The organism is Lonsdalea quercina (genome assembly GCF_900107885.1).
Taxonomy (GTDB): Bacteria; Pseudomonadota; Gammaproteobacteria; order Enterobacterales; family Enterobacteriaceae; genus Lonsdalea; species Lonsdalea quercina.
The window spans coordinates 115,680-127,182 of record NZ_FNQS01000007.1 but is presented as its reverse complement, the minus strand read 5'-3'; the positions used below and the strand labels follow the sequence as shown (position 1 = coordinate 127,182).

At 46.6% G+C, this 11,503-nt stretch carries 9 protein-coding genes; all 9 read left to right on the top strand.

The features are described 5' to 3' along the window. Positions 1-510 precede the first annotated feature (510 nt). The 9 genes from rfbB (at position 511) to BLU64_RS11165 (ending at position 11,493) form a co-directional block, all read left to right on the top strand. Entirely contained in the window at positions 511-1,581 is a 1,071-nt protein-coding gene (gene rfbB / locus BLU64_RS11205) for a dTDP-glucose 4,6-dehydratase (RefSeq protein WP_026742146.1), read from the top strand. Then, positions 1,578-2,441: a glucose-1-phosphate thymidylyltransferase RfbA gene (rfbA, locus tag BLU64_RS11200; RefSeq protein ID WP_026742147.1), complete on the top strand. Its 864-nt coding sequence runs from the start codon at positions 1,578-1,580 to the stop codon at positions 2,439-2,441. The genes rfbB and rfbA overlap by 4 nt, the downstream gene beginning before the upstream one ends. Positions 2,442-2,461: 20 nt before the next feature. Continuing rightward, positions 2,462-3,334, top strand: a complete 873-nt coding sequence (rfbD, locus tag BLU64_RS11195; protein ID WP_026742148.1) for a dTDP-4-dehydrorhamnose reductase — start codon at positions 2,462-2,464, stop codon at positions 3,332-3,334. Positions 3,335-3,338: 4 nt separating this feature from the next. After that, positions 3,339-3,887, top strand: a complete 549-nt coding sequence (gene rfbC / locus BLU64_RS11190) for a dTDP-4-dehydrorhamnose 3,5-epimerase (RefSeq protein ID WP_026742149.1) — start codon at positions 3,339-3,341, stop codon at positions 3,885-3,887. Between the two features lie 369 nt (positions 3,888-4,256). Continuing rightward, positions 4,257-5,663, top strand: coding sequence for a mannose-1-phosphate guanylyltransferase/mannose-6-phosphate isomerase (locus BLU64_RS11185; protein ID WP_026742150.1), 1,407 nt, complete (start codon positions 4,257-4,259; stop codon positions 5,661-5,663). A 22-nt stretch (positions 5,664-5,685) separates the two neighbouring features. Further along, entirely contained in the window at positions 5,686-7,062 is a 1,377-nt protein-coding gene (gene cpsG / locus BLU64_RS11180) for a phosphomannomutase CpsG (protein ID WP_026742151.1), read from the top strand. Positions 7,063-7,065: 3 nt separating this feature from the next. Next, a complete protein-coding gene (locus BLU64_RS11175; protein WP_026742152.1) occupies positions 7,066-7,863 on the top strand; it encodes an ABC transporter permease in 798 nt (265 codons plus the stop codon). Further along, on the top strand, positions 7,863-9,155 hold the full coding sequence (locus BLU64_RS11170; RefSeq protein WP_026742153.1) for an ABC transporter ATP-binding protein: 1,293 nt from the start codon (positions 7,863-7,865) through the stop codon (positions 9,153-9,155). Before BLU64_RS11175 ends, BLU64_RS11170 begins: the two co-directional genes overlap by 1 nt. A 13-nt stretch (positions 9,156-9,168) precedes the next feature. Beyond that, positions 9,169-11,493: a methyltransferase domain-containing protein gene (locus BLU64_RS11165; protein ID WP_162174219.1), complete on the top strand. Its 2,325-nt coding sequence runs from the start codon at positions 9,169-9,171 to the stop codon at positions 11,491-11,493. Positions 11,494-11,503 lie beyond the last annotated feature (10 nt).

Here is an 11,503-nt window from a genome sequence, read left to right as displayed (position 1 = left end):
CAGCCCGCATTTCGTTGCCCCGATATCCGACTTTGTCAACCAGACGAACCCACGGTTTCCCCTCGTAATTGTCTTTTCAGCGAACCTTTATCCCTAGCCACTATGCTGTATTGTGTCCCATCCACGCCGGAAGCATGCAGAGGGCGGAGACGCGTTAAGTTTCCTTTCGTGTGCAATTACAGAGAATGCTTATTTATTGCCTTTGCAATTCATTGTTAGAGTCGATTCTTGCCAACAGAAGAGTGAATGTGAAGGAGATAAAAATTGACTGTTTTTGGCGGTCTTCCTGCAGGAGTCACTACACCTTGGGTATTAGGGCATGTAGAATGCGACCACTCTTTGACTTGCCTGACGGCGCGAAAAAGAGTCCCAGGAAGAAAACAGTCTAGCGGCAAGTGATGTCTTTTAGGAGAAAGCCTAAGGGCGGTAGCGTGCCTAAAATTCAGGGATCGTCGGCTTCATAGCCTTGCAATCGCTAAGGCTAGTCATTTCTTTTTGGGATTTCTTACTATGAAAATATTGGTTACAGGCGGTGCAGGCTTTATCGGTTCTGCCGTCGTTCGCCACATCATCAGCAACACCTCGGATGCCGTGGTTAATGTGGATAAGCTGACCTACGCTGGGAATCTGGAATCGTTAACAGAGGTTGAAGACCACGAGCGTTATGCCTTTGTTCAAGCGGATATCTGCGATCGCGCCGCGCTGGACGATATTTTCCAGAGCCACCGCCCTGATGCGGTCATGCACCTGGCGGCGGAATCGCATGTAGACCGCTCCATCGACGGTCCGGCGGCGTTTATCGAGACGAATATTGTCGGGACGTACACGCTGCTTGAGGCTACTCGCGCTTACTGGCTGTCGCTCAACGAGGCGGAAAAATCACGTTTCCGTTTCCACCATATCTCTACCGATGAAGTCTATGGCGATCTGGAAGGCGTGGATGATCTGTTTACCGAAACGACATCCTATGCGCCCAGCAGCCCCTATTCCGCCTCGAAAGCGTCCAGCGATCATCTGGTGCGCGCCTGGCAGCGGACCTACGGTCTACCCACGATCGTCACCAACTGTTCCAACAATTATGGCCCCTACCATTTCCCAGAGAAACTGATCCCTCTGATCATTCTTAACGCGTTGGAGGGTAAACCGCTGCCGGTCTATGGCAACGGCATGCAGATCCGCGACTGGCTGTTCGTCGAAGATCACGCCCGAGCGCTCTATACCGTGGTGACCACCGGCGAAGTGGGTGAGACTTACAACATCGGCGGCCATAACGAGAAAGCCAATATCGACGTCGTGAAGACCATCTGCGCCTTGTTGGAAGAGCGGGTGCCGAAAAAGCCCGATGGGGTCAACCAGTACCAGGACCTGATCACCTATGTGAAAGATCGTCCTGGCCATGACGTTCGCTACGCCATCGACGCCAGTAAAATCGCCCGCGAGCTGGGCTGGAAACCGCAGGAAACGTTCGATTCCGGGATTCGTAAAACCGTGGAGTGGTATTTGACTCACCGGGAATGGTGGAGCCGCGTTCAGGATGGCTCCTATGCGCGTGAGCGCCTGGGTATGGGAGAGACATCATGAAAGGCATTATTCTGGCCGGCGGGTCCGGCACGCGTCTGTACCCCCTGACGCGCGGCGTGTCGAAGCAACTGCTACCGGTCTATAACAAGCCGATGATCTACTATCCGCTCTCCACGCTGATGCTGGCTGGCATTCGGGACATCCTGATTATCACGACGCCGGAAGATAATGAGGCCTTCCGTCGTTTGTTGGGCGATGGCTCTAATTTCGGCATCAATATCGACTATGCGGAACAGCCTAGTCCGGATGGCCTGGCGCAGGCGTTTATCATCGGCGAATCCTTTATCGGAAACGATCGCTGCGCTTTGGTGCTGGGCGACAATATCTTTTACGGTCAGTCTTTCAGCCGCATGTTGGCGAATGCCGCCGCCAAAGAGCACGGCGCGACCGTGTTCGGCTATCAGGTGAAAGACCCCGAACGCTTCGGCGTGGTGGAGTTTGACAAGAATATGAAAGCCGTCTCCATCGAAGAAAAACCGACCAAGCCCAAATCCAACTATGCCATTACCGGACTCTACTTCTACGACAACCGCGTGGTGGAGTTCGCCAAGCAGGTGAAGCCGTCTCATCGCGGCGAGCTGGAAATTACCTCTATCAACCAGATGTATCTTGAGGATGATTCGCTAAATGTCGAGCTGTTCGGGCGCGGCTTCGCCTGGCTGGATACGGGGACGCATGAGAGTTTGCACGACGCTTCTTCCTTTGTGCAGACCATCGAAAATGTGCAGGGCCTACAGGTCGCCTGTCTGGAAGAGATCGCCTGGCGCAACGGTTGGCTTTCCAATCAACAGCTGGCGACGTTGGCGGATCCGATGATGAAAAATCAGTACGGTCGCTACCTCATGAACCTACTTAACTGACCGGACATTCAGGAGCGAGAATGAAAATTTTGATTACCGGCAGTCGGGGACAGGTAGGTCATAGCCTGGTCGCTCAGCTGGAGGGGAAGGCTGAGCTGCTAGCCGTCGACCGTGATGAATTGGATATCACTGACCATTACGCCGTGATGCGGAAAGTGGAACAGTTTCAACCGGACTATATTATCAACGCCGCAGCACATACGGCGGTGGATAAGGCCGAAGATGAAATCGCGCCGTCCTATACCATCAACCGCGACGGTCCGGCCTATCTGGCCGAGGCCGCGAAAGGGGTCGGTGCCGTCATGCTGCATATCTCCACCGATTATGTTTTCGACGGTGAAAGCGACCTGATCTACAGTGAGGAGATGCCCGTAGGACCGCAAGGGATCTATGGTAAAAGCAAGCTCGCCGGTGAGTATGCGGTTGCAGAATCGGCCGACCGCTATTTGATCCTGCGTACCGCCTGGGTGTTCGGCGAATACGGCAATAATTTCGTCAAGACAATGCTGCGTTTGGGCGAAACACGCGATGCGCTCAGCATCGTCGGCGATCAAGTGGGTGGTCCCACCTACGCCGGCGATATTGCCGCGGCGTTGATCCGGATGGTGGAATTTATCGAAGCCGGCAACACGCCGGAGTGGGGCGTATATCATTTCTCCGGTATGCCGTATGTCAGCTGGTATGAGTTTGCGCAGGCTATTTTCGAGCTGGCGGGCAAGACGGCATTACTGGCGTCTCTGCCGACATTGACCTCTATTTCGACCTCCGACTATCCCACCCGCGCCAAAAGACCGGCCAACTCTCGACTTAATTGCCAGAAGATCCAACGACAGTTTGGTATCGCTCCCAGCGACTGGCAATCCGCCCTCAACAATATTCAAGCGTATAAGTGATCTTATGAAAATAATCGATACGGCTATACCTGATGTGAAAATTATTGAGCCCGCGGTATTTGGTGACGAGCGCGGATTCTTCATGGAGACGTGGCAGCAGAAAAAATTCGAAGAGCTGGTCGCCAAGCGGCCTTGCTCGTTTGTGCAGGACAACCATTCTAAATCGCGTCAGGGCATCCTGCGCGGATTGCATTACCAGACGGAAAACACTCAGGGTAAGCTGGTTCGCGTGGTATTAGGGGAAGTCTTTGATGTTGCGGTTGATATTCGTAAAGGTTCGCCAACGTTCGGCCAATGGGTCGGCACTTTCCTTTCCGCTGAAAACAAACGCCAGCTCTGGGTCCCTGAAGGGTTCGCACACGGGTTTTATGTGACCAGCGATGAAGCGGAGTTCGTCTATAAATGCACCGATTACTACAATCCTGCCGCTGAACATTCCATCTTGTGGAACGACAGCGCTATCGGCATCCAATGGCCAATCCAGAATGGCAACGTCGTGCTGTCGGCAAAAGATAAACAGGCAAAGACGCTCCAGGAAAACGTTCTGTTGTAATTTTTATATGTAGGTTGTTTCTATATCGCTGGTTCAATGTGAAATATTTGCCTGGATATAGCACCAACAAGCCTTAATCTCTCTTCAGATCGCACTGTTTGTGTCCTGTGTTGAGAGATTAAGCTATAAACGTGTATTCATTGATAAAACAGGGTTCAATAATGTCTTTCGACGTTGTCGGTCTTGGGGAGTAGTGACTATGCTTGTTCGTGCAATCTTTCTACCTTGAGCAGGAAGTTAACTCAAAGCTCAGAGCAAAGGGGTAGGATTTTCGCAGAGACAGGTTGGTCAAATGGAAAGCTTGTTTAATTATTTTCTGTATAAAATTATATAAATTATTCAAAGATATATAAAAGGTTACAACGCAAAATGCTACTTCCAGTGATTATGGCCGGTGGAACCGGAAGCCGTTTATGGCCACTTTCTCGTGAACTTTATCCCAAACAATTCATTTGCCTGCATGGGAAAAACTCCATGCTGCAGGAGACGGTAAATCGTCTCGATGGTATTCCTACGCGCGATCCAATGGTTATCTGCAACGAAGAACACCGATTCTTGGTTGCAGAACAGCTGCGACAAGTCAACAAGCTCTCCAGCAACATTATCCTGGAACCCGTAGGACGTAATACGGCGCCAGCGATTGCATTGGCGGCGTTGAATGCCGTCTCTTCGGGCGACGATCCTATCCTGCTGGTTCTGGCCGCAGACCACATTATGGAAAACGAGGCTGCGTTTCACACGGCCGTCGAAAATGCGATTCCGCATGCTAAAGACGGAAGCCTGGTCACCTTCGGCATCATTCCTACCGGTCCAGAGACGGGCTATGGCTATATTCACCGTGGCGAACAGCTGTCGGGCGCGGAAAACGCGCCCTTCCGTGTGCAGCGTTTCGTGGAGAAACCCGACCTTGAAACTGCGGAAGCTTATTTGCGTTGCGGTGAATATTACTGGAACAGCGGTATGTTCATGTTCCGAGCCAAGCGCTATTTACAGGAATTGGAGAAATTCCGCCCTGATATTCTGGAAGTCTGCCAGTCAGCGATTTCGTGCATCGATAAACAGAGCGATTTCATCAAAATCAACAAAGAGTGCTTCATGAACTGTGCGGATGAGTCCGTGGATTATGCAGTCATGGAGAAGACCGATGACGCCGTGGTTATTCCCTTAGACGCGGGTTGGAGCGATGTCGGTTCTTGGTCTGCCCTGTGGGAAGTTAATGAAAAAGACGAGCAGGGCAATTCTCTTCAAGGAGATACCTTCCTGCATAACACTCAAGATTGCTACATCAATACCGACGACCAGCTGGTGGCGGCCATTGGCGTAGACAACCTGGTCATCGTCAACACCAAAGATGCCGTATTGGTTGCCAATAAAAATGAAGTGCAGGACGTCAAACGCGTCGTTGAATTCCTGAAGGCGAACAGCCGCAGCGAATATCGCCGCCACCGCGAAACTTATTGGCCTTGGGGACGTTGCGATCTGGTTGTGCAAAGTGACAGGTTCAATGTTAACCGTATCACCGTGAAGCCCGGCGAATCCTTCCCGCTACAGATGCATTATCATCGTACGGAACACTGGGTCATCCTTTCAGGGACGGCGAAGGTCACTATTCAGGATAAGACACTGCTATTAACGGAAAATCAGTCGACCTTTATTCCTATTGGGTCACAACATACGCTTGAAAACCCAGGTAAAATTCCGCTGGAACTCCTTGAGATCCAATCCGGTTCGTACCTGGGTGACGACGACTTTATTGATGTAGCCAATAACCAGTAACTGAAACATTTAGAAGGGATTTATGTCAGCATTAACATGTTTCAAAGCCTACGATATTCGCGGTGAATTAGGCCCTGAGCTGAATGAAGATATCGCGTATCGTATCGGCAGAGCCTATGGTGAGTTTTTAAAACCGAAAACCATTGCCGTGGGCGGCGATGTCCGTCTAACCAGTGAAACGCTGAAGCAGGCGCTGGCGCGAGGCTTGCGGGATGCGGGTACGGACGTACTGGATATTGGTATGAGCGGTACTGAAGAGATCTACTTTGCTACTTTTTATTTAGGTATTGATGGCGGTATTGAAGTCACTGCTAGCCACAATCCAATGAACTATAACGGTATGAAGCTGGTGCGTGAAAATGCGAAGCCGATTAGCGGCGATACCGGCCTGCGTGACGTTCAACGATTGGCGGAAGAGAATAACTTTGGTCCGGTCGATGAATCTAAACGAGGTAGCTACAAGCAGATCTCGATGTTGAAAGAGTATGTCGATCACCTGATGGGGTATGTGAACCTGTCCAACTTCAAGCGCCCGATGAAACTGGTGATCAACTCAGGCAATGGGGCTGCGGGACATGTGGTTGATGAGATTGAAAAGCGCTTCCAGCAGGCAGGCGCGCCGGTAGAATTTATCAAGGTTCATCATGAGGCTGACGGCACATTTCCCAATGGTATCCCTAACCCGTTGCTGCCTGAGTGCCGTAAAGATACGGCTGATGCCGTACGTGAGTATGGCGCAGACATGGGCATCGCCTTTGATGGCGACTTCGACCGTTGCTTCCTGTTTGATGAGCATGCCGAGTTTATCGAAGGGTATTACATCGTTGGCCTCTTGGCTGAGGCTTTCTTGCAGAAGCAGCCGGGTGCCAAGATCATTCATGACCCGCGTTTGACCTGGAACACCATTGATGTGGTGACCAAAGCCGGGGGGGTTCCGGTGATGTCTAAGACCGGGCATGCCTTCATTAAAGAACGTATGCGTAAAGAAGATGCTATTTACGGCGGAGAAATGAGCGCCCATCACTATTTCCGTGATTTCGCTTACTGCGATAGCGGCATGATCCCGTGGCTGCTGGTGGCTGAGCTGGTGGCGGTTAAAGGTAAAACGCTGAGCCAACTGGTTGGAGATCGCTTACTTGCCTATCCGGCTTCAGGGGAAATTAATCGTAAGCTGGAAAATGCAACACGCAAGATTGAGAAAATTCGTGCCATCTATGAACCCGATGCTAAAAATATCGATCTCACTGATGGTATTAGCATTGAATACCCTGAGTGGCGTTTTAACCTGCGAACTTCAAATACAGAACCTGTTGTGCGTTTAAACGTTGAATCTAAGCAGGACTCTTCTGTGATGCACCGAAAGACACATGAAATTCTCGATATTCTGGGTGGTGAATAATTCATGTTACTCGGTCTTCTAAAGGCGATATCTCGTTATCGCGGCTTTATTCTTGATAGTATCAAACGTGACTTTCAGTCCCGTTATCAAAGTAGTTTTCTTGGGGCGCTATGGCTGATTTTTCAACCAATAGCGATGATCGCTGTTTATACATTAATATTTTCTGAGCTGATGCGTGCGCGGATGTCTGATATGTCAGGACCCTACGCTTATAGCATTTATCTCTGCTCAGGTGTGTTAACGTGGGGACTGTTTTCAGAGACATTGAATGGATTAGTGAATGTTTTTATTGCTAATGCCAATATATTGAAAAAGCTGAGCTTCCCGAGAATATGTCTTCCTATCATTGTCGCTAGCTCCGCATTTATCAACTTCTTGATCATATTTTCGCTCTTTTTATTATTTTTGGTTTTCTCTGGAAACTTTCCTGGGTGGATTTTCTTTAGCATTATCCCTCTACTAATTATACAAATGTTGTTCTCCGTAGGTTTGGGTGTTTTTCTGGGCGTTATGAATGTTTTCGTTCGGGATATTGGTCAGTTCGTCAGTATATTGCTGCAGTTTTGGTTTTGGTTTACGCCAATAGTCTATGTTAGCTCAACCATCCCTGAATGGGCTCGCGATGCATTGAAATATAATCCGATGGCCAATCTGATTGAAGGCTACCAGAGTGTGATGCTCTACCACCGTGCGCCTGATTGGAATTCGCTTTGGCCGGTAACTTTGATTGCTATTGTTTTATTCGTACTTGGGTGGAAGATGTTCAAAAAACACTCGGCTGATATTGTGGATGAATTGTAATGACATGTATCTCAGTTAACCAACTTGGTAAGTGTTATAAATATTATTCTTCCAAGTGGCTTCGTTTACTGGAAAAGCTTCTTCCTGACTCATCAGTAAAACACACGAAAAAATGGGTATTAAAAGACATCAACTTTACTATCAATAAAGGCGAGTCAGTCGGTATTGTTGGGGTTAATGGCGCAGGGAAAAGTACTCTATTAAAGTTATTAACGGGTACCACTAAGCCCACGGAAGGTGAAATAAAAGTCCACGGGCGCATCGCCGCGCTTCTTGAGTTAGGTATGGGGTTTCACCCTGATTTCACGGGGCGCCAAAATGTTTACATGGCGGGCTTAATGATGGGATTAAGCCGTGAAGAAATAACGAAATTGATGCCTGATATCGAAAGGTTTGCGGATATCGGTGACTATATCGAACAGCCTGTGCGTATTTACTCCAGCGGTATGCAAATGCGGTTAGCATTTGCTGTTGCGACAGCGTCGCGTCCGGACATCTTGATTGTCGATGAGGCGCTTTCCGTAGGAGATACGCGCTTTCAGGCTAAATGTTATGCGAGAATTGCCGAATTTAAAAAACAAGGTACCACTTTACTTTTGGTTTCCCATAGTGCGGGCGACATAGTAAAACATTGTGACAGAGCAATATTTCTCAAAAACGGTTCTGTGGAGATGGACGGGACGGCTCGCGATGTGACGAATCGGTATCTCGATGAACTTTTTGGTAAATCTGAAAAATCGTTGTTAGCAGAAACACAAGATAAACAAACCTCAGCAGGTAGCGATTTGCTATTAAGCAATAGTGAGGATGTGTTTTGTACGCATCCGGGGTATCGTCCGGAAGAATATCGTTGGGGGCAAGGGGGAGCAAAAATAATTGACTATGATATTTTGGTCGATGGAACCCATTACCCCAGTAGTATTGAAAGTAATAAGTTCACTGAGTTTTACTTTAAAGTAATATTTGAAAACGACTTCGAAAATGTCGTTCCTGGAATACTAATTAAAACACTAGATGGCATATTCTTGTACGGTACAAACTCATTTCTGGCATCTGAAGGCCGAAGTAATATGAGTGTACGTCAAGGAGATATGCATATTTTCAAATTTAGCTTCCCCCTCAATTTAAACCAAGGAGACTATTTGCTCTCTTTCGGTATTTCTTCGGGAAGCGCCCAATCAGAAATGATTCCTCTGGATCGCCGATACGACTCGATCATTCTTCATGTACATAAAGGCATGGAATTTTGGGGTGTTGTCGATTTGAAATCTAAATTTGAAAGTTGTAATTAAAGGTATTATGAGTATGACTTTGCAAGATCTTGTATCGGCATTGCCAGAGGTTTATCAACCGATTTATGGTCATGCTGAATGGAACCAGGAAGCGTCGCGCGATTGCAATGAACGTTTGATGATTATTAATAAGCAGTATGATGCATTAGCGAAGACACTTGATCGCCCTTTGCGTGTACTAGATCTTGGCTGCGCTCAGGGATTTTTTAGTCTTAATTTAGCAAGTCGTGGTGCGACTGTAACTGGCATTGACTTTTTACAGGAAAATATTGATGTATGCCAAGCATTAGCGCAAGAAAATTCAAATTTAAATGTGAATTTTACTATCGGAAGAATTGAAGACACGATCCAGAGTCTAAATCCAGATGAGTACGATTTTGTTATCGGACTGAGTGTATTCCACCATATCGTTTATCAACATGGTATTCCACAAGTTAAAGAATGGCTGTTTAAGCTGGCCGATAATGTTAAATTAATGGTTCTTGAGCTCGCAGTAAAGGAAGAGCCTTTATACTGGGGAGAAGCTCAACCGGATGATCCCAGGGAACTCATAGAACAGTGCCACTTCTATCATCAGGTCGCTAGTTTTCCTACTCATTTGTCTGATATATCGCGTCCAATGTATTTTGTTAGCAATAGTTATGTTGCATTGGGCGATTTTTGCCAACCTTTTTTGCAATGGTACGACAACCCCTATTCGGCCGACCGCAACATTCATAAAGGCAGTCGTCGTTATTATTTTTCAGATGAATATGTATGTAAAATATTTCAGCATAGATCTGTTAATGGCCAACTCACAGAGATCGAGGGTAAACGTAACGCCGCAGAGTTGAAAGCTGAAGCTGAATTCCTAAGCTGTTCCTCACTGCCCAACATGAGAACACCGAAATTATTTCTCAGTGATGAAAATGAGACTGAAAGTTGGTTAGTTATGGAGCGTTTACCAGGCAATTTATTGATGGAACGCTTAAAAAACAAAGAAAGTATCGATTTTGAATCTTTCTTTATCCAAATATTAAAACAGCTGGTTGCATTAGAAAATATTGGTTTGTATCATGATGATGTAAGAAGTTGGAATATCATGATCTCAGATGACCAACAGGTAAATCTAATTGATTATGGTTCCATATCGAATGCAAAAAAAGATTGTGCATGGCCAGGTGACATATTTCAGTCGTTTTTTATCTTAGTGAATGAAATATTTCTTCCCGAACAAGCTCGCACTGCTTTTATTCGCCCTGTAATGATTAGTCCGTTTAAGCTTCCAAGACTGTATGCCAACTGGCTTTATGCATTTTGGAAAGTGCCTCAAGCTGAGTGGAGTTTCGATCTGCTAAATAAATTGTTTCATGATAAAGAGAATCTATCAGACTTTGATGAATTGGCTTCTGGCTCTGAGCGCTGGATTACTGCTCAAGAACAAATGATGGTATTCGAGCAAGAAAAACTGAAGGAGGTTGAGTCTAAGCTTAATAACCTAATCAATGCAGTAACGCACCTGGATCATAGGTTCAGTAGTGCACTTGAACACAGTAATCAGCAGTTGGACGTTTATCGTGATGAGTTAAAGAATAAACTTGTTTTGTTAAAACAAAGTGTGCCAGAACAAATTACGAGTTTAAATGAGCAATTAATATCCTCGTTGGAGCAGGCAAAAGAAGAGTTAGAGCAACGATTACATCTGACTGAGAAAACGGTTGATAATCTCACCTCGGAAAATGCCGAATTACAGCAAATAGAGACCCGTATTAATAATTTAACCTCAAAAAATTTAGAGTTACAGCAGTGTGAATTACGTCGAATCGAGGAAGAGGTCCAAAGGTTGACATCAGAAAACATTGAGCTTCAGCGGTGCGAATTGCAAAGGATCGAACAGCAATTAGAAAAGATGGCAGCTGAAAATGCTTTACTGCGAGAAGCCGAGATAAAAATTAATAAGTTGACAGAAGAGAATACGATCTTACAACAGCAAACTCAGGCTATACTTTCTAGCCGATCTTGGCGCATGACAGCAGGTTATCGTTATATTGGATTACAGATCCATCTGCTAAGCAAATTTGGAGTGATTCAACGCAGCAAGCATTTGGTTAACAGAGTGTTAAATAAAGCATTTTCATTTCTTCGAACGCATCCCAGAATGAAAATATTTGTTATTAATCTTATGCATAAGACTGGTCAATATCCCAATGCGTTGAAAGTTTACCAACGACTAAACCCAGCACATAGAGCAAGCCAACAAGATATTATACAGCAGCATTCACATTTGGAACATCAACTGGAAGTTCGAGACGATCTCCCTCCTGAAGTGAATGAGATCTACCAAAAAATAAAAAAATAAATTTTGATGG

Coding starts and splice junctions, on each gene's coding strand:
- rfbB (WP_026742146.1), top strand. CDS start 511: ATGAAAATATTGGTTACAGGCGGTGCAGGCTTTATCGGTTCTGCCGTC.
- cpsG (WP_026742151.1), top strand. CDS start 5,686: ATGTCAGCATTAACATGTTTCAAAGCCTACGATATTCGCGGTGAATTA.
- BLU64_RS11175 (WP_026742152.1), top strand. CDS start 7,066: ATGTTACTCGGTCTTCTAAAGGCGATATCTCGTTATCGCGGCTTTATT.
- rfbC (WP_026742149.1), top strand. CDS start 3,339: ATGAAAATAATCGATACGGCTATACCTGATGTGAAAATTATTGAGCCC.
- rfbA (WP_026742147.1), top strand. CDS start 1,578: ATGAAAGGCATTATTCTGGCCGGCGGGTCCGGCACGCGTCTGTACCCC.
- BLU64_RS11170 (WP_026742153.1), top strand. CDS start 7,863: ATGACATGTATCTCAGTTAACCAACTTGGTAAGTGTTATAAATATTAT.
- BLU64_RS11185 (WP_026742150.1), top strand. CDS start 4,257: ATGCTACTTCCAGTGATTATGGCCGGTGGAACCGGAAGCCGTTTATGG.
- BLU64_RS11165 (WP_162174219.1), top strand. CDS start 9,169: ATGACTTTGCAAGATCTTGTATCGGCATTGCCAGAGGTTTATCAACCG.
- rfbD (WP_026742148.1), top strand. CDS start 2,462: ATGAAAATTTTGATTACCGGCAGTCGGGGACAGGTAGGTCATAGCCTG.